Origin of the sequence: Chitinophaga filiformis, assembly GCF_023100805.1 — a bacterium.
Classification (GTDB): Bacteria; Bacteroidota; Bacteroidia; order Chitinophagales; family Chitinophagaceae; genus Chitinophaga; species Chitinophaga filiformis_B.
Genome location: NZ_CP095855.1, coordinates 7,477,496 through 7,501,246 on the forward strand (window position 1 = coordinate 7,477,496; position 23,751 = coordinate 7,501,246).

The following is a 23,751-nucleotide window of genomic DNA, read 5'->3' on the forward strand; positions in this document are numbered from 1 at the left end:
ATTTTTAATAAGACAAAGTTGGTAAGTCTTATGCGCCTGTTAGTATCCCAAAGGCGGTTGTTTGTATGTAAATTGTATGAATTTTCTCCAGGCGCCGGTCATTGATATAATATCTATCTTTATAAGGGCTATTCTTTATAATTGAAAAGAGACGTATGAAGAAAATAGGATTTTTATCGTTCGGACATTGGTCTAATCATCCGGGCTATCAAACCCGTACGGCGGCTGACACCTTGCTGCAATCTATTGATCTGGCTGTTGCGGCCGAAGAAATAGGTTTAGATGGCGCCTATTTCCGGGTACATCATTTTGCAGCTCAGTTAGCATCTCCGTTTCCTTTGCTTTCCGCCATCGGCGCCAGAACAAAGAGCATAGAAATTGGAACAGGTGTTATCGACATGCGTTATGAGAATCCACTCTATATGGTGGAAGACGCCGGAGCTGCTGATTTGATTTCGGGAGGGCGATTACAACTAGGGATCAGCAGAGGGTCGCCGGAGCAGGTAATTGATGGCTGGCGTTATTTCGGGTACGAACCGGCTGAAGGAGAAACTGATGCAGATATGGGGCGCAGAAAGGCCCTGCAATTCCTGGATAAGCTCAAAGGTGTCGGATTTGCACAACCCAACCCCTATCCCATGTTTCCTAATCCGCCGGGGCTCTTACGACTGGAGCCTCACTCCGAGGGATTGCGGGAACGTATCTGGTGGGGAGCAGCCTCTAATGCTACAGCTATCTGGGCAGCCGAAAACGGCATGTACCTGCAAAGTTCTACACTGAAGTTCGATGAAAGCGGCAAGCCATTCCACATACAACAGGCAGAGCAGATCAGGATGTACAGAGAAGCATGGAAAAAAGCAGGGCATACCCGCGAACCAAGAGTTTCTGTGAGCCGGTCCATCTTTGCATTGATGAATGATCAGGACAGGTATTTCTTTGGCAGGGATACGAAAAGCGCCGATAAAATCGGTTTTATTGAAGCTGACAGACGGGCCATTTTTGGAAAAAGTTATGCCGGGGAACCGGATCAGCTCATCAGGGAATTGGCTGAGGACGAGGCTATTCAGGAAGCTGATACCCTCCTTTTGACGATACCCAACACCCTGGGAGTGGAGTATAATATACACGTTCTGTCTTCTATTCTGGAACATGTTGCCCCTGGCTTAGGCTGGCGTTAAACAAGCATACTTCGCCGGAAAATTTGAAGCCTTCAAGTCGAAAGATTGAAGGCTTTTAAATTTTGCTTAGCAGGAGCATTTGGGGCATACCTAAACTACAGAAAGTCAACACAGCTCAGTGGGCCGGAACTATGACTTTGGTACAACAAGCGCCATTTGCAGGTCCTTCTTTACCTCGTCCGATTCTATCCAGATATGATCATATGGAGATTCATCTCCCATCATTCTATCTTCGATCTCTGCACTACGCTCCTTGTAATAGGCTATTGTCTTTAAAACCCGGGCGGTATCAAGATCAATTTCGCCATTCTTCAGTTCAGCATTAGTTTCCAATATACGACCGATGTTGATCCTGTTCTGGGTCAAAGTAAGACTGCCATTGGGACCGGACACATTCCAGGCTTCCAGCAATTCACTGAATACGCCATTAGCATTATCATCCTGTCCATCATCTTCCCAGAAGCAGACCATGCATATGAAGAATTCACCCCGTGCTTCGAGCGAAGGAAAACCACAGCCCGGGCATGTATGCAGGTCAATATCGTTAGCCTTAAGATATGTGTCATAATGTACTCTCCTGGCATGGAAAGCAGCTAATATTTCAGCCTCGTTCATATCCTTCAAAATTAGCCTATTTCCGTAAAGCCGCAATTCATGGTGATGGCCAACCTTCCGTTCTTCCGCCCCCGGTAACAGTGCAAGCTTTTTTCGGACATCCGGTTCGCATTGCTGCTCATAAAAGTCCTTTACAACTATTTTTAGGATAAAATCGGCTATTTTAACGCAAAAACAATCGTCAATTTTGTCCTGCAATTAAACAATGCAGGATTATGCTACTGAAGAATAAAAGAATAGCCATCATCGGCGCAGGCCCCGTTGGATTGACCATGGCGACATTGTTACAGCAAAAGGGAGTAGATGTAAACGTCTATGAGAGAGACAAAGATGCCCAGGCAAGGATCTGGGGAGGTACGCTTGACCTCCATGAAGATTCAGGGCAGAAAGCAATGAAAGCAGCAGGATTACTGGAAAGCTATTTCGCATCAGCAATACCTATGGGAAGAACGCTGGCTGACGACCACGCTAACGTTTTCCACTCAACAACACCTCAATATGATTGTCCTGAAATAAACAGGAACGATCTAAGAAAGATACTGCTTGAAAGCCTGGCAGGCAATACCGTTGCCTGGGACAGGAAGTTTACGGCACTTGAAGCACAACATGGAGAATGGCTTTTACATTTTGAAAATGGTACAACGGCAAGTGCAGATGTTGTTATCGGGGCTAATGGCGGCATGTCCAGCGCAAGAAAATATGTTACGAATGCGGAAGTCGAATATACCGGGACTTTCATTATCCAGGGCGAAGTATATCAGCCGGAAATCAAATGCAGCCAGTTCTATCAACTGTGCAACAATAACATACTGATGATCGCCAGCGAAGGCATTACGCTCGTGGCAAACCCAAGGAATAATGGCGCTTTGACCTATAATGTAAGTATTAGAAAACCTGAATGGCCAGAACATAGTCTAAACTTTCAGAATACGGGCAACATCAGTACATTCCTGTCAAATAAATTCTCCCATTGGCACGAGTGCTACCAGCAATTATTCCGGTCAACATCTTCTTTTGTCGGATTACCTGCGAGGAAAATACCACTGGACAAGCCCTGGAAATCTGATCGCCCTTTACCTGTCACCCTGATCGGAGATGCCGCGCATCTGATGCCACCCTTTGCAGGTCAGGGTGTGAATACCGGCTTGATAGATGCATTAATTTTATCGGATAACTTCAGCAGCGGAAAATTTGAAACAATACAAGCTGCAATAAACGATTATGAACAACAAATGTTTGTTTATGCAAAGGCGGCACAGCTTGAAACAAGTGAGAACGAGATAGCAATGCATCGTCCGAACTTCTCTTTCGGAAAAAGATTTGGCGGCTAGGTTGTACGGCGTTTTACTGTATATAGGTTCGCGTCTGTATGCAATATTTGTATGCATCGGGCTATCATCAATTACGTCAGACTAAGAAGATAGATGGGCTGTCTGATACCCGCAATTTCCGCTAGGTTTAATACAAAAAAAACACGATACTTGTTCCACCAACCCAACTGTGCTGAGACCTCCAGGTAGAATGCCAGGGGTTCGGGCCAGAAATGTAACATAACGAAACTATGGAACAGGATTTCCCTATCTCTTCCTTTCTTGAGATAAAAAAACACATCAGCACAGCGCGCAAAGATCTGGAAAAAGAAAAAGCTGTCTGGAAAGCCATCAGAGCATCTCTTACTGAAGCGGAGGCCGAGCAGCTGGACGAACAGTTTAGAACCATCTTTGAAACCACAACTGACCCCCAGTTATTAAAGCAGCTGGTGCAAAAGGGCGCCTCTGCCAGATTGCTCGGAAACTATGAACTGGGTTCACACAACCTGGCCATGGTTGTCCAGGAGCTTGCCGATGCCAGTACAAAGGAAGACCTGGAAAGTGCCGCTGACATCATCAAAACAACGATCGTGGCGGGCGCAGACCTCAACACACAAAAAGCATATTGGGGGAATGGAGGAATGATTGCTGTCTCATGGTTATGCATATATCTGGCGCGTGCCTTCGGCACTTATGGATACTTGAAGACCATGGAGCAATATCACTATTGCTACAGGATCTTTACCTGGGTAGCAGAAAATACGGCCATCACTGAAGCGATGCAAGGTGACCTGCATCCTTTTAATGTATTCATGAATTGCCTGAAAAAATCTCCCGGAGTCGAAGACCTCCAGGAGAAAATAATATTGCAGATGATGGGCTTCGGCTGGCACATCTTCGGCTCTACTCATGAAGACCTCAGCACTTCCTTTTTCACCCGGATTATCGAATTCGATCCCCGGTTCCTGACCCTGATTGTCCCTTTTGAACAGGAACAACTAAAATCTTATCTGGACCCCGTGCAGGCAAACATCACCCCTGCCATCATAAAGAACCTCTTAAACGGCTTTTCTTCCAGTAAAAAAGCCAGAAAACATTTCAGGGCATTCTTTTCTATTAAACCCCACTGGCTGTTAAAACTGATCATCACCCGCACACCTGAAATGGTCTTCCACCTGGTCAGAAGGAATGAACAGGACCTGTTACATCCTTTCCTGAAACATTATAAACGGGAAATCGCCGCACTAAAGAACGAAAACGAGCAGACCTTGTTGCAATATGCTATGACATCCAGGGGAGTTGTGGAGAATACTATTCAGATCCTGCGTCAATATGGCCAGCTAGCCTGAACAGCATACCCCGGCCACTAGTAATAATAGGGCTTTTGCATACCACAACTCCATTTTCAAAAGATCTAAAGCGAAGAGCCTTCAAATCCTGCGACTTGAAGGCTCCATACTTTTCAGTTGACTGTTCTATATAAAAATTCCTATTGGATCATCAGTTTTGTGCTTATCACCTTTTTCTTACCGCTGGCTACTTCAACATGATAGATACCTGCCAGTACGGAAGGATCAATCCTAAACGTTTCATTCGCTTTTGCACGCTTCCTCAATACCACTTTACCAGACATATCTGTAAGCGTCACTATCACATCCGTAATAGCGGGATCGGCTACGCGGATGGCGAAGCTATGCTCTGTAACCGGGTTAGGATAAACAGCAGTGGTATATTTTGACGGAACAGTGCTGCTTGCAAGCGTAGCTCTTGCACCTGCCTCCGTTCCTGCTGCCTCGAAATGCGACCATCCATAGGGGCCTATATAATGCACATAATAATTGCCATTCACTCTTGCAGGCAGGCTATTAGACCAGGTATTGGTAAGGTTAACGCCATTGATCTCCAGGAGGCTCAGGTTCCATGAATTGATGTATGAAATATTGCCGGAGATAACGAAGCAATATTCTCCCGTGCCATCTTTCTTAAATGGAAGCATTACCGGCGATGGATCACTGCAATTTCCCTGGTTGGCGTTTGGAGTAAAGTTAGCCGTGATGGATACATTAGCAGTTACTGTGATCTTAACAGGATTGATAGTATCTGATACGGCGCCGCTCCAGTTACTGAACTTATAGCCACTGGCCGGGGTAGCGGTAATGGTCACCTGTGTACCTTCGGGATAGATACCTCCTGCAGGGCTGAGTGAAACAGCGCCCGAACCGCTTACAGCTGTGGTGACAGTATATTGTTTAGGCACAACCACGTTAGTAACTGTAAGGCTTGAGTTGGACACAAAGCCCCCGTCGGTTGTAGTGGCAGTGATGGTAGCCTTACCTGCAGCCAGTGCGCTTACAAGCCCTGTGTTACTTACAGCAGCAATCGCCGGTGCACTGGAAGTCCAGGTCACGTTTTTATTGGTAGCATTAGCAGGTACTACTGTGGCATTGAGCTGCAGGGTAGTATTGATATCCAGTGAGGCTGTTGCAGGGCTGACGCTTACACCCGTAACAGGTACCACCACGGCAGGCGTCGGAGTACTGCCATATACGAGTACATTATCTACATAAAGCGGAATGGTAGCTACTTCCTTAAGCGTGCCATCAAGGCCTTTTGACGACCAGTCATTGGCCGGATTCCAGGCAGCTGCACTGGCCTCATAAGGCAGTCGTATACGTATCTGCGATTCTTTTCTCGATTCCCCCTGTCCGCCGGGCCAGATCTTAATACTGTTATTGAATGTTACTTCAGTGTAGTAGATGTGCTGAACAGAATCCCATGGTTTTAACTGAGTAAAGGTAACATCTGCATTGTTAGACGAAACAACATAACTAGCCGGGGAATAGCCGGCACTCAGCCCCTCAGAAATATCAATGAACAGGCGGAAAGCATGTTTGGAGGCAATACGCGCCGGCCAGGCAGTATGATTGTTCACCCATACAGACCATTCAGTATAAGTATTGCCGCTGCCGTTCAGCCTTGCCTCTATCAGGAACTCTCCTGAAGGCGTTTCAGCAAGCGGGAAATTTGCCAGGGGCGTTCCGCCATAATCTTCCACAAGCTTCGACAGCAGTCCTGAAAAACCAGCATTATAATCGCAGGCTACTTCATTGTTCACATAGTTGGAGCGATCGTCTGTATAAGTATCATCATTTCCCGGGCCTCCTACCAGGGCACCATATAGCGTATGTCTTGTTGCGGCGGGAGGACCATTCAGGTTATTGGACCAGCAGCCATGAGCAGTACGATGATGGGGATTAACCGGTGGATTAGTACCGAAACCACATACATAGCTACGATTACGGGGATTGCTGCCCAGTGCATAGTTCATTTGCCGCAGGGCAAAATTGTAGTACTTTGTTCCCTTTGCGGTAGTGGTAGCAGCATCCTTATAATAGGTGGCCAGGAAACTGGTATTAATGGCATATCTTAAAGCGCCCCATACATCCAGGAATGCCAGGCCGCCTGGCGTATAGGTAATACGCTGCCCATTGTAACCATCTGTCCAGTAATCGAGGTGACGTTCTATATCTTCTTTATACTGTGCCTTACCTGTGAGCTTTGCCAGCAGGGCATAACAGCCATAAGACTTATCATCCCAGGCAAGTCCCCACTTAAAGGATTTAATAGTACTCTGAGGTTCTGAAGACAGGTTGGCATAATAGCTCTCCGCCTTTGCCAGCCACGCTGCATCGCCGGTAGCACGATATAACCATATAGCGCCCCATACCAGTTCGTCATTGTAACCACTGAATGACTGATAATAACCAGCAGCATCGGTGATGGCGCTGGAATACTTCCCGCGGTAGTTGTCAGCAAAGTTGTATAACTGTATAGCGTGGCTCAGCAATGTAGCGCTGTAGGAAGGATCGTCGGTCTTAAATACAATGCTGGCCGCTGCCATCGCCGCAGCGGTTTCACCTGCAAGGTCAGAGCCGGGATGCGCCTGATCGATCTTATAGGAAGGGCGGGACATGGCCATTACTTCAGCTGCGCCCCACCAGGCATGATCGGTACCACCGTTACCTACCTGCCCGTACAATTCATTGGGAGCAGTATGGCAGCGAATAAAGTAATCATTTACAAAACGCAGATTGCTCTTCAGGTATTTCATCTGCCCTGCGGCATTATATCCCCCGGGAAAGTCTATCGCTCCCCATGCCAGCATAGTGGCAGAGAAGGCCATGGGGAAATTGAACTTAACATGATCCCCCGCGTCATACCAGCCACCAGTCAAGTCGTGGCTGACATCACTACCATCATTCATCGCCGAATTAGCGCGCCAGCTTACGCGGTTATCTGCAGGGAGCTGGCCAGAACGCTGGCATTCGTAGAAGAACATCGACTTTTGCAATGCTTCTGCATAATTGTAATTCTGTGCATAGGTTAGTTTGAGGGATACCATTAGTAGAATGGCAGCAATCAGACTACATCTTTTTTTCATGGTCTTTTAATTTTGAAGGTACTTGTTGGATCAACTGAAAATAAAAAGGTATAGTCGCTGCTGCAGGTTGCAGCAGACCAGGAGAGGGAAACGGACTTTATACAGATACGCGGATATTATGCATCAATGACCACTCCATTGATACTTACCTGATGCCGTTGAGCATTGCCAGTTGAATATCCTTAAATATTAGCTTGATATGGTTTTCAGAAGAAATTTCCGGTTAAATGGGTTTAGGATTTATACCAACGGCGAGAAAGAAAGCAGCATCTTTTTTGCCATTGGCAAGGTGAACAATATGATTCCACAAGTTTACGGGAATTATATGCGATAACCAAGCACTCATTTAAAAAAATATTAATTCAATAAAGGGATCCCATGGTGTATATTGTACAATAGACACTTATATACAGGCAGCATATCAGGGCAAGTCCATTGCAAATGCTATCACCTGGTCTTTTAAGAGAACATACAAATTTCCGGCATTGATATGATAGGACAGCACCTCACGTTTGTCTACCGGAAGATAAAAACTGCCGGCATAACTGCCATTTTCCAGATTGTAGGTATCCAGTACCGGATATTGTTTAAACGTATTTTCCAGCTCATTGTCCGCCCGCAAATCAGACTCTATGAATAGTACGCGGTCATTCGCGAAGGCACGCTTATTCACCTTAACGCGGGGCGAGGACGCATACAACTTCTGCATGGGACCAGTCCCCCTGCCCGATACCTGTATATTATTATAAGAAACGGTATCAATGGTATGCTGCTTATAGCGCAGCTGCATATCGGTATCCATACAATAAATACCATTCTCAAAATAAGGTATATAAAACAGGCGGTCCTTTTTCGTATTGCTGCACAAGATCCCATCGGTAGAAAAACCTGCATCCGCTTTTTCCGACAAGAGATCGGATGTGCGCTGTTCGCCACTATGCATGTTGATACGCATAAACACAGGTTGAAAACTCCCCTGAACAAATCCTCTTATCACTACGAAAGAATCTGATAACTGTAGCGACTTCACGAAAGGGCCCGCAGATAATTTTATACTGTCAAACACCATTGCATGCAAGCCTTTGCTAAACAGCTTCCCGCTATTGTATTCATGCACATAAATGTGAGCGGCATCTGCAAAAAAATGTACAGGGGGCCGGAGTTGTTTACTTACATTGAGCAGCACAGTGTCTTTGATGTGCAGCTTGCTGTCAAGGCGGTATACCTGCCGATGGGAAGGTTCGGATAAATACAGGCTGTCTCCCCAGCCAAACAATCGCTCAGCCCTAAGTGGCAATTGATATGAAAGCTGCCGGTGGACATTCACTTTAATCCATTGCCTGTCAAAGCCGTTCTTCTTATCGTTCGGCATACCCGATACAGCCACCAGTACAAGCAAACATGCGAATGCTGCCATCATCGTACAACTGATGAATATGATAGTTCGTTTCATAAACTAAAGCAAAAGAGGAGAACAGAGACTACCCCGGAAGTAGTCCCTGTAAATTAATATGAGACCGGGCAATTGATCGCCACCCGGCATCGTTGCATCGCATTTACTTTAACGGTATTGCTACTATGAGCAATAGAGAAAGCTTACAGGTCCGTCAGGAATACCTCCCAAACGTAAGTCTTCCCCTGTGACTGGAATGTAGTTGCACAACAGAAATAGGAGTCGCCACTGCAGTTGGCAGCACTGTTGGGATCTGCAACACTCTTTACTGTGTTGCCGAATGACAGGATGAGATTACCGCCGTAGGTTGCAGTGCGATCGGCCGGAAGTCCCGGAATGGTCACTGTCCGGTAGCAGACATCCTGTGTCTTTTTAATGATGGTACCTGCGTTAGTAGAAATTGTTAATCCAATGGCAGCTACGGCTACCAATGCAGCAAAACTGAATTTCATCTTTTTCATGTGTTCGCTTTTAAGATTAAGAAATAATAAACAGCCATCATAGGCTGCCCCTACTTATACAAGAGGAGAGGGTCCTGTTTTATTGCAATAAAAGAGTTAAGACAATGACATATTCTGCCTGTTAAGTATCGTCAGCCGGCTTTGCAGCAATATGGCGATTACAGTAAGCAGCGTAAACATAAGGTTAACTACCAGGTGTTGCTCCCAGGTTAACAGCTCGATGATGCCGCCACAACTGCAAGGCAGATCGTAGGCATAATGCAGCATGGTATACACATATCCTGTAAATAGTGTGATCAGGAATAACGATGCATACAGGCCGGCTACCCGTGTGGGTTTAAAGATCAGCATTGCAGCTATCAGCAGTTCGCCTGCAGGCACCATGACAGCTACCAGCGGCGCAATGTGCTGCAGAAAAGGAGAACGGCCGGCTTCAAATCTGAATTTGTCAAATTGGATCAGTTTACTGAGGCCGGTGTAGATCCAGAGTAGTAGCAATACGGCAGTAATTGCTTCAATGGCTAAATTGAGCGCTCTGAGTTTCATATGGAAATCAATACAGAATGAAAGAAAGCTGGCGGGGGCTTAGTGTTTCATTGGATTTTGTAATGGATTTGTCTTTTGGTCAACAAGTCAGTTTCACGTGGTTATCTACTCGATAAAATTAGTAAAAGCCGATGAGAATTACAATACTTTTTCAGGTAGCTAGTATATAAGTATAAATTCAGGACGCAGTGCGCCCTGAATTTTAAGTATAGGGAAACAGTACATTCACAGACATTCAGGTCATTGCTGTTCCTTTACAATCCTGCCCTGTTCTCTTCCTCGTTCTTATTGAGCTGTTTCGCTTTATAAGTGGATTTTCCGAAGCTGTAATTAAGCGAGAGCACTACCCGCTGCTGGCCATACCAGTGAGACAGCTGGTTATTGATGATCTGCTTCTGACGGAACACAATGGTGAATGTTGTACTATTGAACATGTCATAGTAATTGATCCGTGTATTCAGCTTCCCTTTCAGCCAGCTGCGCTGCAGCCCTATATCAACATTCCACAGCGGCTTCGCAATATAAAGACTGATACCACTGCGTGAGCGGTAGGAATAATATACATCAAATGTGAATTGTTTAGGCAAAGTAAATACCTGGCTTCCTCTGATAGAAAAGTCTGTTACTCCCACGGCATAGGTAACGCCGTGATAGGGTATTTGCTCCTTTCTGTAATCACTGCTGATATTATGCTGCATTCTCCACCATTTTGTAACTGTAAAGGGAATACTGGCTGTAATCGTGGCAAAATCTTTATGGGGCATGTTCTTGCCAAGATATTCCAGCACATTGGTAACAGTGTCATACTCCGGGTATCTGAGCATGGCATCTGTTTCCCGGCCGGCATTCAACGTGAATGTAAATGACCTGATGGTGTAAGTTAAAGCCAGCGTATTTGTTTTAGAAGGCAGGAGATAAGGATTGCCTACTACATAATTTAATGGACTGTTATAGAACCTGAATGGGTTCAGCTGGGTAAAATTAGGACGGGTGATGCGGCGGGCAAAAGATAGGCCTATCTGTTGATTTTCACTAATAGTATAAGCCGCATTTATACCCGGCAACCAGGTAAGGTAATTCCGCCTGGTTACCTGTTGTTGGGTGATAGAATTTGCAACGCTATGGGTATGCTCCACACGAAGGCCTCCTGAAAGGTCAAATTTGCCCAGTTTCCTTTCGTAAGAGAGGTATGCTGCGGATATATATTCGTCGTAATGAAAGTTGTTTGACCGTCCGCTATCCGGTACGAAAATGTGCTCTTTGTTCAGTGTGTCATAATGAATGGCATTCCGGGTGGATGTGAATGCAAACCTGCTGCCTGTACGGAAAGTACCATAGCTGGTTTCCCTTGAAAGGTCCGCCTGGATTGTACGGATACGGATGTCCTGCTGTAAGGCTGTTTTCCAGTAATCTTCCAGCATTTTGCTGATGATATCGCTCGTCTGTATATCTTCCTGCTGCCGGGTATTGGCCTGTGCAAATGAACCTAACAACTGCAATTGGGTCTTTCCCCACTGTCCGGCATAATTCAGGTTAACAAGATAATTACGCTGGGTTGGATCATAGCGGTTTTCGGTTTTTGTATTAAAAACAAGGTGCTGCGCTGTAGCATCTGTTGCATGAAGCGTATTGTATGCATAGGCATCCCGGTTTATCAGGTAAGCGCTGAACTGCAATTCAATATGCTGATCCTTCTTAAAATTATAATCCGCTCCCAGCTGATAGCTGAAGTTATTATTAGTGGTGGGCACCCTGGTACTGGTGGTCAGGATATCAGTACTTGCGAGGTGCTGTAAAGCCGAGTACCGGTAAATCGTGGTACCCTTCGTATAACCCAGCCGGGTCATATAGGTGATTTTAGAGGTTTTGTAGGTGAGCTGCAACTGATTATCGCTGTAGGTATGAGCATTCCGCTGTAGACTGGAACTGATATTTCCCCTCCAGCCCAGTGTAATATCCTGCTTCAGGCGTATGTCAATAATTGCTTTGTATGCTGCGTCGTATTGGGAAGACGGGTTATTGATCAGCGCGATAGACGCGATCATGTCCGATGAAAGACCTGCCAGGTAGTTCTGCAGTGCTTCTGGGCTCATCAGCACTGGTTTACCATCAATAAAAACCGCCGGTGTGATCCTGCCATATAGTAAGAGGGCACCGTCCCCTCCTATCTCAAGGCCGGGAACCTTTTTCAATACATCAAAGCCATTGACAGCTGTTCTAAACAGGCGGTTGCCCGATACCGTTATCACCAGCTTATCGGCTTGCTGCCTCACGGACGGAGGGTTTGCATTCACTTCCACGGCCTGCAACTGTCGGGTGCTGATTGTTGAGTCCTGCGCCTGGGTAAACAGGCAAAGCATCATAAGAAAACAAAAAAAGGGAAAGACTTTCGCCATCGACTATAGGTTTCCCCAAACGTAGTAAGGGTTCCAACACCTGTGGTTTTGCTTTTCAAATCAGGAGTCCTGATTTATAAATCCGGACGGCGGCAAAATTATAAACTTCAGGTTTTCAACACATTATCAATCAGTGGTTTTCATGGCATTTTCTTTAAATAGTGCTGGAGTGGTGTCTGTGACCTTCTTAAAAGCAGTATAAAAAGTAGACTTGGAGTTGTACCCCACCTCGTAGCCGATGGCTTCAAATGTCAGGTGTTCTTTCGTAGCGATCAGTTTACAGGCTTCATTGATGCGGTACTCATTGATGTAGGTAGAAAAGCTTTTACCCAGGTTATCGTTCAGCAGTTGCGACAACTGGTGAGCAGGGATATTAATAGCCCGTGCCAGGTCACTGAGTTTAAGATTGGGATCTTTATACAGCGCTTTATCCATGATGGCCTGTCCCAGCTTCTCTGCCCAGGCCCTGGCATCATTGTCAGCTATCTTCTTCTTTTCAGGTTTATTGAAAGAGGCCAGCTCCGGAGCTGTGAGTAGCTGATCCATCTTGCCGCCTTTTACGAAAAAGAAAATAGTGAGATACAGGATTGAAGAGAAGGCAATACCTCCGCCGATATATATACCGTATATATACCGCAATAAGGCCAGCAGGTAAACCACATAAAGCAGGCAATTAGATCCGTATACCCACAGCCAGAACTGCTCCGTAGCATTTAATGCCGAGCGGTTCACCAAAAAGGTCTTTAATGTACTCCACAGTAAAACGCCGGTAGCTACTATATAAGCGGCCCATACCAGGTAAATGAGCCGGGCAACAAAGTGGTTCCATAAGTTGGGACATGTCTGATAAGGGAAAACAGCACCACCTACCACCAATAATCCCAGCAGCACCCCCCATTCCCGTTTCCAGTTGGCCGGTATTGCGGCGACCCGTCCCATGGCGGCCCTAAAAAAGTAATACAGGGATGGACCGATCAGGAAACACGCCGACAGCCCCACCTGCAGATATATCTTGGGCAGCTGGGGATTAAAATAGATAAATACTGATTTAGCCACACGAATACTAATGGCCAGCAACAGGATCCCCAAAAGGAGAAATGGAATGGATTTTCGCTTGTTATACAGGATGTAAATTCCAAGTACCAAACCGTTAAACGCTCCCAGGGCACTAAGGAAAAACAATATTTGCTGGCTGATATTCATGAGGATGGGTGTTAATGGGCACGGGCAAATATATATAATTATAGGGGACATGGCACACAGAAAAGATAAGCTTATATTAGCTTTATTTTCATTACCAAATGCTTGAAAATTGACTGAAGATCTACTCGATTTAACATCCGAAGAAAAAGACGTTGCTCAAAAGAATGCTTTCAATAAATTGAAAATGATATTGTTCGTTCTTGCCATCCTGGTATCACTGCTGAGCATTGTAATCGCTTTTGTTACCATTCCGGATAATGCAACTTTAACCAAACCGTCCTTCCTGTCGGACTGGAAAGTTCCCTATGCCATTGGCCTGGTTAATTTGGTTATTTTTCCTTTGATATCGTTGTTACTGTCTTTTTTAACCGGCATCATACCCTTTCGGAAATTTAACTACCGGCAAAGAGTATTGGTTCTCTTTCTTTTGATATTATTGATAATTGAAAGTATTGCCTTGTATCAACTGGCGTCCATTAAATATTAAGGTGAGTAGGCACGACGATGATTGTAGCCAGATGCAACCTGAATACCATTTCATGGTGCAAATAAAAATCCCTTTTAAGTAAAGTCTTAAAAGGGATTTACTTTATCAGTACATTTCTTATGACCTGAATGCCACCGGCGAAAAAGAAGCCTGTTTCTTGAAGAAATTCGAAAAGTGCGCCGGGTCATCAAACCCTAAAGTGTAAGCGATCTCAGAAACACTCCAATCTGTCTGTTTTAACAGGATCTTCGCTTCCTGGACAATACGCTTGCTGATGATATCGGTAGTGGTCTGGCCGGTTACTTCTTTCAAGACTTTATTCAGATGATTGACATGTACCGCCAGCCTGTCAGCATAATCTTTAGCCGCACGGAGCTTAAGCCTTTGCTCCGGCGATTCTATCGGGAACTGGCGCTCCAGTAATTCCACGAACAGGGACGATATTCTTTCAGACGCGCTGTGAACCGGGTCGAGCACGGACATAGGCTGCAATTTCTGACCGAAATGGATCACTTCCAGGATGAGGTTACGCAGCAGATCATACTTATAAACATAATCGGAAGCCAGCTCTTTCTGCATCTTTCTGAAGATATATTCCAGTTCTGTCCGCTCGTCCTCTGTCAGTTCAAATATTGGCAATGCACCAGGCCGGAATATCGGCAGTTCATCTACTATAACGCCCACTTTATTCCTGGACAGGAAATCTTCCGTGAAGATGAAGAACATGCCTGTCTGGTTGCCATCTTCTGGGATCCAGTGATAGGGTATCTTGGGAGTAGCAAAAAGCAGAGCGCCCTCCCGGATATCCACCACCTTATCTGCATACTCGGCCCTGCTCCTGCCCTTCAGCAGGCTGACCTTATAATAAGATCGCCTGCTGTAAGGCATGATGCGCGAGCCTGTTTTCTTATCAAACAGCTTCTCTATTTCGAATATGTTGAAATGTCCCACTTCTTTCTCAATACCGGCAGGATACTCCGCTTGTGAGTTCCGGTAAAAATCCGTTATAGATGATTTAGAGATCATATCCGGTGCAACCTTTACCTTAAAGGTAGCACTTTTACCAGATCTCCGTTTGGTGACCGTCGCTGGCATATCAGATGCGCATTCCTCCGGAGACCTCTATGCGCTGGGCGGTGATCCACCTGGCGTCATCTGTGCACAGGAAGGCTACCACACCGCCAATATCTTCCGGCACTCCTGTACGTCCCAGGGCTGTCATTTCGCGTACAAACTTGTTCACTTCCGGATTATCTCTCACCACACCTCCGGAAAAGTCTGTCGCAATTGCTCCCGGCGCTATAACATTCGACCTTATGCCTCTTGGCGCCAGTTCAGCAGCCCAGTAGCGGGTAACTGCCTCCACAGCCGCCTTCATAGAACCATATGCGGAATACCTTGGAATGGTTACGCGGGTATGTCCGGAAGATATATTGATGATACCACCTCCGTCATTCATTAAAGCCAAAGCTCCCTGTGTGAGGAAATAAACACCTTTGAAATGGATGTTCATCAGTTCATCGAACATCTGCTCCGGCACTTCTGCAAAGGGTGCATTACGTCCTACGCCGGCATTATTGATAAGGAAATCAAAGCCGGTTGCATTAAAAGTATCAGTCAGTACTTTCTTCAACTGAGCAAAAAAAACATCAAAGCTTTTAATATCCCCTGTATTTAACTGCAGGGCCGCTGCCTTGCGTCCTTTCTCCTGTACCAGCTTTACTACGTTCTGAGCATCCTCTTCCCTGCTGTTATAGGTGATGATCACATCAATTCCTTTTTCTGCGATCCTGAGCGCCATGTCTCTTCCTAAACCACGGCTACCGCCGGTTATCAAAGCTATTTTATTCTTATTTTCCATCTTGCTTATGATTTTGATGGAACAAAGTTCGCACAGGATAAAAGATCCATCGTTGAGCATATCAATCCATTACTTGCAAATTTCAAATAAGGGTTGATTTACAGCTATTAAGTTTGGATGTTCACTTTTATCCACTGTTTCAATACAATGCCTTTATAGTAATGCAGCTGGTTCACACGACCTGGTATGATGAACGCCAACAGTTACGACCAGTCGGCACCGTATATCATTTTTTCCGCATTGCGAAAACCATTTTCCCAATTTGATAAACCATCCCCTGCTTCCTCCTTTAGATTTGCGCCGCGTTCAGAATAATACATTCATCAGCTAATCAGCCTATATGCATACTAAATTTAACCAACTGTTCGGATTGTTGTGTCTACTATGTGCCATGTTCACCGGCACCCATGCCTATTCTATCAATGAACCGCTTTCTGCTATTAAAGGGACCGTCATTACCGGCGATGGTAGTCCTGCCGCTTTTGTAGCAGTACAGATCAAGGAAAAAAACAGGGGTACACTGACCAATGAAAAAGGAGAATTCCTGTTTAAGAGAATGCATCCCGGCCACTACACGCTGCAGGTGATGCTGATCGGTTACAAGGTGGTGACCAAAGAAGTAGACCTTGCCCAGGATGAGATCATCAACGTTACTATCCAGCTGGAAGCTTCCAACCAACAGCTGCAGGAAGTGATCATCAACAGTACCAGGAATAAATATAAAGCCGACGCAGTATCGGGCTCCCTGCGCCTGAAAACGCCATTGCTGGAGATACCACAGAACATCCAGGTGATCTCTGCCAGCCTGCTGGCTGACCAGCAGACCTTCGACATCGTGGATGGCATTACCCGCAATGTGAGCGGCGCTACCCGTGTAGGGCACTGGGACAACCAGTATGCGCAGATCCGGATGAGAGGTTCCAAGATCCCCGCTTTCCGCAATGGCATGAACATCGAAGCCAGCTGGGGGCCGACCGCAGAAGATGCAGCTATGATAGAACGTATTGAGTTCGTAAAAGGTCCTGCAGGCTTCATGTTGGCTGCCGGCGAGCCTGGTGGTTTTTATAACGTGGTTACCAAAAAGCCTACCGGTATCACGAAAGGTGCTGCTAATATCAGCATGGGTAGCTTTAGTACTTATCGTGCAGCGCTCGACTTTGACGGTAAGCTGAGTAAAGATGGTAAATTGTTGTACCGATTGAACGTTGCCGGTCAGCAGAAAGACTTTTATACCAAATACAATTACAGCAATCGTTACCTGTTTGCACCTGTGATTAAATACAACGTAGACGACAGAACATCGATCACATTGGAATATACTTTCCAGGGTTCCAAATATCTCGGCAATGGTAACTACCAGTTCTCCAGAAACAAATTGCTGGACGAAGGCATTTCCAACGACTTCTTTTATGGAGATCCTTCCCTGGAACCTGGCCGCCTCAGAGATCATAGTGCTTACGTTTATTTAGATCATCAGCTGAACGACAAATGGCAGGCACACGCACAGGTTGCTTATTTTAATTTCAGTATGGTGGCCAACAGTGTATGGGCGGATAGTGTAGGCAGAAACGGCAACATGAGCCGCTATTTCAGTGTTGGCGATGAAGCCGGTGAAAACCGGTTTGCACAGATGTCACTCTCAGGAGAGGAATATACCGGCGGCGTCCGTCACAGGATCCTGGCGGGAATTGATATGGGCAATAAGAAGTTCTGGGGCGACTTCCGTACACTGAAACCGCAGCTTCGCCTGAAAGACTCCATCTTCAATGTGTATCATCCTGTATATGGTATTCCGTTCGACTCAATTCCTGTTATAGACCGCTCACAAAGTGTGAGGACCAGGGCTGGGGCAAGCGCCTATATTTCATCCGTGAATTATACATCTGTATATGCGCAGGATGAACTTGGTTTCTTTGATAACAAACTGCGCTTGTCGCTGGGACTGCGATTCACTTATGCAGAAACAGTAGGAAAATCTAAAGCAGCCGAAATGAAAGACAAAGTATTTTCTCCCCGCGCTGGTCTGAGCTATTCCATTGACAAATCAACTTCCGTATACGCCTTATATGATCAGTCGTTCGTGCCACAGTCAGGACTGGATTCAAACCTGCAGGCATTCAAGGCAATCAGGGGTAATGATATTGAAGCGGGCATTAAGAAAGAATTCTTTAATGGCCGTTGGGTAGCCTCATTAACGGGTTACCGCATTGCCCGTCAGAACGCCAAGGTAGCACTTGGCATTAACGATAGCCGCGGCGCTCCGGTGTCTGTTGCACTTGGCGAAACCGTTACAAAGGGTATCGAAGCCGATATCAATGGTGAAATTGTGCCAGGCCTGAATGTGAATATCAACTATGCCTATACTGACTCCAAGATAACCAAAGAAGCGCCTACTACTGAGGCAAGCAAAACAACTGTAGGCAACATCACGCCTAATACGGCTGCACATGTTACCAATGGCTGGCTTTCTTACCGTATTGACCATGGAATATTCACAGGGTTCGGTGCTTCCGCCGGTATTCAGTGGCAGGCAGAACGTGCTGTAGGAACAAATACCAAGAAGTCCAACATTCCTAACTATTTCCGTACAGACGCAGGCCTGAACTATTCCAAAGGGAAATACACTGTAGGCGTCCTCGTAAACAATCTGCTGGACGATCGTAAACTGCTTACTGCTGCTTCATTGCCTGCAAATGCATCCGGGTATTACAGCTACATTGTGGAACCACGCCGTAACTTCCGCATGACAATAGGTTACCGCTTCTAAAAAAAGCAGCTATTTTATTCCTAAAAAAGTAGCGGCTTTATATCTAAAAAGATAGTTACAATTAAAGCGCGGTTGTTGTTTAATCAACGATCGCGCTTTTTTATTATACATACTAACTCCAGTACCCCGCCTCTTCATTTCATATAATATATAGACCACTCGTCCCTGCTTTCACTGCCCTATTTAAAGGAATTGTTATGCTATTGTAAAGTGCTTTGATCCATGGATTCCTTGTAGATACTTTTGCATTTCCATAGCTATGGTTCTTTGACATATCACCATCTCTACTCCTTCAGCAATCCTTAACAATTAAATTACATGAAGAGAATGTATTTTTTAAAATTAAGGTCATTCTGTAGCATTGCAAGTAAGGCAGTCCCTGCATTATTACTTGCGATGTTACTGAGCTTCTCTGCTTTTGCTCAGACGAATGGCACTATTAAAGGTATAGTAACAGACGAGAACAATGTACCTCTTCCCGGTGTAACTGTTTCTGTAAAAGGAACCAACACCGGAACTATTACAAATGCGAACGGGGCCTACACAATTGTCGCTAAAGGACCGGAAGATGTGATCCTCTTCACGTTAATGGGATCCCTTCCGAAAGAAATCATTGCCGGAGACAAAAAAGTGATCAATGTAACGCTGGTTACTGACACAAAACAATTGAAAGATGTAGTAGTGATCGGTTATGGTACCGCCAGTAAGAAAGATGTAACAGGCTCAATTACGACCATCAAATCAGAAGAATTTAATCAGGGTGTACTAACTACTCCCGCTGAATTATTACAGGGTAAAGTGGCTGGTCTGAACGTGACCAAAAGCGGCGACCCTAATGCCACTCCTGCTGTTGTTTTAAGGGGACCTTCCACCATCCGTACTACCGGTGGCGCGATGGAGCCGTTCTATGTAATAGACGGTGTGCCAGGTGCATCTATCGACCTGCTGGCTCCTGCCGATATTGAAAGCATTGATGTATTGAAAGACGCTGCCGCCACCGCTATCTATGGCGCCCGTGCTGCTAACGGCGTGATCATCGTTACTACCAGGAAAGCAAAAGCAGGCCAGACAAGGCTGTCCTACAACGCCTATGTTGCGATGGAAGAAGTGTCCAAACAACTGGACATGCTGACTGGCGATGAGCTGCGTGCATATCTTAAAAAGAACGACCAGACCTTAATTCCCGATCTGAATGACGATGGTTCCAATACGAACTGGCAGAAGCTGGTCGAAAGAAAAGGTTACTCACATAATCACAACGTTTCTTTCGGCGGTTCCAATGCCACTACAGATTATGGCGGCAGTTTCAACTACCTGAAGAACGATGGTATCCTGAAAAACACCTCCCTGGAGCGTACCACTGTAAGAGGTTACATTACCCAGCGCTTCTTTGACAATCGGTTGCGTTTAGGTTTAACTGTTACCAACAGCCATACCAGGAGCAATGACATTGTGCAGGCACAGGTATTATCCAATATGTTATTTTACCTGCCGACCGTAAGTCCTTTCAACCCGGATGGCACTTATAAGGAATATTATGCCAGAACAGGCAGTGGTACATTGAACCCGCTGTCACTGATCAATAATAACTTTATCAAAACAGATGACAGCAAAACGTTGATCACGGGCCTTGTACAGGCAGATATCTTCAAAGGTCTGAAATATACTTTATCGTTGTCTTCCCAGAGAAATCAGAACAACTACAACAGTTATTATAACCATGCTTCAGGCCTGGCCGTAAACCTGAATGGCGTAGCTACGAGGAAGGCTTATCAAAATACAAGTACGGTAGTGGAGTCTTATTTCAACTACGATAAAACACTTGGCGCCAATACTATTAAATTGCTGGCTGGTTATACCTATCAGCAGGACCGTACCAACGATGGTTTCGGTATTACCACACAGAATTTCTCCAATGATGCGCTGACCTATAACAATTTATTCCTTTCAAATCCGGCGAATACGTCACAAATAGGTTTCGACAACAATCCTATCTCTACGCTCAGGCTGATCTCCTACTACGGTCGTGTGCAATATTCATACGCTGACAAGTACCTGTTCATGGCCTCTTTGAGAAATGACGGTTCATCAGCATTCGGTATCAACAATCGCTGGGGATATTTCCCTGCAGTTTCTGCCGGCTGGAATATCAGCAGCGAGCCTTTCATGAAGCATGTTGACCTGGTCAGTGTACTGAAACTGAGAGCAGGTTATGGTGTATCCGGTAACAGTGCCGGCTTTAACGCGTTCTCTTCCCTGCTGATCTATGGCACGCCTGCAGGTAATTCCAAGTTCCTGTACAATGGCAATATTACCAACGCTATTGGTCCTGTGCGTAACGATAACCCAGACCTGAAATGGGAAAGCACTGCTACTACCAACATAGGTCTGGACTTCGGTATCCTGAAAGACAGGGTAAGCGGTTCAATTGATTATTATATCAAGAAAACTTCTGACCTGATCTACGATCAGTACCCGGTATCTACTACACAATATTTCGTACCAACCTATACCGCTAACGTAGGCAGCATTAAGAATAGTGGTATTGAACTGGCATTGAGTGCTACAATAGTGAAATCGCACGGCTTCACCTGGAGAACGAATCTCAACCTGGCGCACAACAAGAATGAGATCACCAATCTATCCAACGAGAAATTTGCCATCAACTATATCCAGACGGCACAGCTGGGTGGTAAAGGGCAATCCGGCAACTACAGTCAGATTATCTTGCCCGGGTATGCTTTAGGCACATTCAACCTGTGGCATTATATGGGAAAGAATGACAATGGTGTAAGTACATATCAGAAAGCAGACGGTACCATTACCGCTACCCAGCCGCTCACGACAGATGCAAAGCTGGGAGGCAACGCACAGCCTAAACTGATGTATGGATGGAGCAACAATTTCTACTATAAGAACTTTGACCTGAATTTCCTGTTACGTGGTGTATTAGGTAACAAGATCCTGAATGCTACACTCGCCGGCCTGAATAACCCAGTCGATTCGAAGATTCAGAATATCCCACATTTTACTACGAATGAATCATATAATGACATCAACGCCTACCTGATATCTGACCGTTTCCTGGAAAGCGGCTCTTACCTGCGCCTGGACAACCTGTCGCTGGGATATACTTTCAAGCCACATACACAGTCAGTAAAGAGCATCCGTTTCTATGCCACCGGCAACAACCTTTTTGTGATCACCAGGTATCGTGGTATAGATCCTGAGATCAATATCGGTGGTGTTACTCCGGGTATTGACAATAACAACTTCTATCCAAAAACACGTACTTATATCGTTGGTCTGAGTGCATCATTTTAATTAAGGCAATGAGTGTTCCTACAGGAACAAAAAAAATATTAACGGATGAAAAAGAGAAATATATTCATCACTGCGCTTGCAGCACTTGTTACTGTCAGTGCCTGCAGGAAATTAGATGTGGATGTTGAATCACAATATGTAAACGGCAACTTTCCTTCCACTTCACAGGACTATGCTGCCTTATTAGGCACCATGTATACAAACCTGGCCTCCAACTATGCCATCGCCTACTGGCGTATGCAGGAGCTCTCTACAGATGAAGCGATCATTCCTGCCCGTGATGGTAACTTTGACGATGGCGGTCAGTACAGGCAATTACACTATCATACCTGGACATATGATCATCCTAACGTAACCGGTATCTGGCAATGGGGTTTCGGCGGCATCAATAACTGTAACCGCCTGATCAATCTGACGAAAGCCTCCAGTGTGGACACCACCACGAAAGCAGCTAATATTGCGGAGGTAAGGGCTATACGCGCCTTGTACTATTTCTTTATGATGGATACTTATGGTAATGTACCACTTATCACTGATTTCCCGGTAGCCACTTTACCAGCCACACAGGAAAGGGCCAAAATCTTTGCGTTCATTGAATCAGAATTGAAAGCCATTGCGCAGCAATTGCCTTCCAAATCGAACAATGCGGCCACCAACGTTTTGCAGTATGGCCGTCCTACAAAAGCAATGGCATTCGCCCTGCTGGCAAAGATGTACCTGAATGCGGCAGTATATCTGGGCGCGGGCAATGACCGTAACCAGGATGTTGTTGCTATGACAGACAGTATCCAGAACAATAGCAGTTACTTCCTGGATGGCAGGTTCCGCGATATCTTCCTGCCGAATAACGGTCCGCAGATCAATGAGACCATCTTCGCTATTCCGTACGATCAGCAGATTCCCGGTAACCAGTTCACCCGTTTTGGATTCTACTATTACCTGGCGCAGGCATACGGCTTTAACGTTGGTCTGAGTATTGCGATGAGCACAACGCCTGAATTCTACAAGCGTTTTAACCTGAAAGGTGATGTAAGGAACAATACCTGGCTGGTAGGCCCTCAATACTATCCTGATGGTAACGGCGGCTTCACTAACCAGCCTGTATATTATCCCAACAGTACCAACCAGGTGGTGATCACTCCAGACCTCATACTGGTACCACCCAAACCAATGGATCTTGGTAATACCATTGCCAGCCAGGCAGAAGGTGTACGTTCCATCAAGTACTATCCTGACCCTGCCATTATCCAGGCTACCCGTCTGAATGGTAATGATGTACCGGTATTCCGCCTGGCAGACGTTTACCTGATGAAAGCAGAGGCTATTCTGCGCGGAGCGGCGCCTACTACAGTCAACGGTGTATTGCAAACACCTGATTATTTGGTTAACTTGCTACGCTCGCGTGCCGGTGCGCCTCCGGTTGCCGGTATTGACCTGCCGGGCTTATTGGACGAACGTGCGCGTGAACTGTCGTGGGAAGGATGGCGTCGTAATGACCTGATCCGCTTCGACCTGTTTGAAAAAGAATATCCTTTGCCAAACGATAACCTGAGCATGAACAAGGATACGAGGAGAAGACTCTATCCTATTCCTATCACGGAGATCAGGCTGAATGGCAACCTGAGACAGAATCCAGGTTACGATCAATAATTAAAGGATTACAATAAAAGAACATTAAGGCCCGGCAGCCGGTTCTTTCACAGGCCGGC

16 protein-coding genes are annotated in these 23,751 nt (G+C 45.7%); 7 read left to right on the forward strand and 9 right to left on the reverse strand.

The window, feature by feature from the left end:
• Positions 1–155 precede the first annotated feature (155 nt).
• Complete coding sequence (locus tag MYF79_RS29205) at positions 156–1,178, forward strand: LLM class flavin-dependent oxidoreductase (RefSeq protein WP_247811382.1); 1,023 nt, start codon at positions 156–158, stop codon at positions 1,176–1,178.
• A gap of 129 nt (positions 1,179–1,307) precedes the next feature.
• Here MYF79_RS29205 and MYF79_RS29210 read toward each other — a convergent pair whose 3' ends face one another.
• On the reverse strand, positions 1,308–1,793 hold the full coding sequence (locus tag MYF79_RS29210; protein WP_247811383.1) for a CPCC family cysteine-rich protein: 486 nt from the start codon (positions 1,791–1,793) through the stop codon (positions 1,308–1,310).
• Between the two features lie 215 nt (positions 1,794–2,008).
• Here MYF79_RS29210 and MYF79_RS29215 point away from each other — a divergent pair, with 215 nt between their 5' ends.
• Complete coding sequence (locus tag MYF79_RS29215) at positions 2,009–3,124, forward strand: FAD-dependent oxidoreductase (protein ID WP_247811384.1); 1,116 nt, start codon at positions 2,009–2,011, stop codon at positions 3,122–3,124.
• Positions 3,125–3,354: 230 nt separating this feature from the next.
• Positions 3,355–4,452, forward strand: coding sequence for a hypothetical protein (locus MYF79_RS29220; RefSeq protein WP_247811385.1), 1,098 nt, complete (start codon positions 3,355–3,357; stop codon positions 4,450–4,452).
• 140 nt (positions 4,453–4,592) lie between these two features.
• On the opposite strand, the gene MYF79_RS29225 is transcribed toward MYF79_RS29220, so the two are convergent.
• From MYF79_RS29225 to MYF79_RS29250, 6 genes are all read right to left on the reverse strand, one after another.
• Positions 4,593–7,544 (reverse strand): glycoside hydrolase family 9 protein, encoded by a 2,952-nt coding sequence (locus tag MYF79_RS29225; RefSeq protein ID WP_247811386.1) that lies wholly within the window; start codon positions 7,542–7,544, stop codon positions 4,593–4,595.
• A gap of 421 nt (positions 7,545–7,965) precedes the next feature.
• Positions 7,966–8,997 (reverse strand): hypothetical protein, encoded by a 1,032-nt coding sequence (locus MYF79_RS29230; RefSeq protein ID WP_247811387.1) that lies wholly within the window; start codon positions 8,995–8,997, stop codon positions 7,966–7,968.
• Positions 8,998–9,140: 143 nt separating this feature from the next.
• Complete coding sequence (locus tag MYF79_RS29235; protein WP_247811388.1) at positions 9,141–9,458, reverse strand: hypothetical protein; 318 nt, start codon at positions 9,456–9,458, stop codon at positions 9,141–9,143.
• Between the two features lie 96 nt (positions 9,459–9,554).
• Complete coding sequence (locus MYF79_RS29240; RefSeq protein ID WP_247811389.1) at positions 9,555–10,004, reverse strand: MauE/DoxX family redox-associated membrane protein; 450 nt, start codon at positions 10,002–10,004, stop codon at positions 9,555–9,557.
• 254 nt (positions 10,005–10,258) lie between these two features.
• A complete protein-coding gene (locus tag MYF79_RS29245; RefSeq protein WP_247811390.1) occupies positions 10,259–12,400 on the reverse strand; it encodes an outer membrane beta-barrel family protein in 2,142 nt (713 codons plus the stop codon).
• 126 nt (positions 12,401–12,526) lie between these two features.
• Positions 12,527–13,603, reverse strand: coding sequence for a helix-turn-helix domain-containing protein (locus MYF79_RS29250; protein ID WP_247811391.1), 1,077 nt, complete (start codon positions 13,601–13,603; stop codon positions 12,527–12,529).
• A gap of 109 nt (positions 13,604–13,712) precedes the next feature.
• Here MYF79_RS29250 and MYF79_RS29255 point away from each other — a divergent pair, with 109 nt between their 5' ends.
• Entirely contained in the window at positions 13,713–14,090 is a 378-nt protein-coding gene (locus MYF79_RS29255) for a hypothetical protein (protein ID WP_247811392.1), read from the forward strand.
• A 117-nt stretch (positions 14,091–14,207) separates the two neighbouring features.
• Here the strand turns inward: MYF79_RS29255 and MYF79_RS29260 are convergent, their stop codons facing one another.
• Together MYF79_RS29260 and MYF79_RS29265 are read right to left on the reverse strand one after the other, a co-directional pair.
• Positions 14,208–15,185, reverse strand: coding sequence for a helix-turn-helix domain-containing protein (locus tag MYF79_RS29260; RefSeq protein WP_247811393.1), 978 nt, complete (start codon positions 15,183–15,185; stop codon positions 14,208–14,210).
• Between the two features lies 1 nt (position 15,186).
• Entirely contained in the window at positions 15,187–15,951 is a 765-nt protein-coding gene (locus MYF79_RS29265; RefSeq protein ID WP_247811394.1) for an SDR family NAD(P)-dependent oxidoreductase, read from the reverse strand.
• 340 nt (positions 15,952–16,291) lie between these two features.
• Here MYF79_RS29265 and MYF79_RS29270 point away from each other — a divergent pair, with 340 nt between their 5' ends.
• The 3 genes from MYF79_RS29270 to MYF79_RS29280 all read left to right on the forward strand — a co-directional run bounded on the left by MYF79_RS29270 (position 16,292) and on the right by MYF79_RS29280 (position 23,692).
• Complete coding sequence (locus MYF79_RS29270) at positions 16,292–18,718, forward strand: TonB-dependent receptor (RefSeq protein WP_247811395.1); 2,427 nt, start codon at positions 16,292–16,294, stop codon at positions 18,716–18,718.
• A gap of 318 nt (positions 18,719–19,036) precedes the next feature.
• A complete protein-coding gene (locus MYF79_RS29275; RefSeq protein ID WP_247811396.1) occupies positions 19,037–22,042 on the forward strand; it encodes a SusC/RagA family TonB-linked outer membrane protein in 3,006 nt (1,001 codons plus the stop codon).
• A gap of 45 nt (positions 22,043–22,087) precedes the next feature.
• Complete coding sequence (locus MYF79_RS29280; protein ID WP_247811397.1) at positions 22,088–23,692, forward strand: RagB/SusD family nutrient uptake outer membrane protein; 1,605 nt, start codon at positions 22,088–22,090, stop codon at positions 23,690–23,692.
• Positions 23,693–23,751 lie beyond the last annotated feature (59 nt).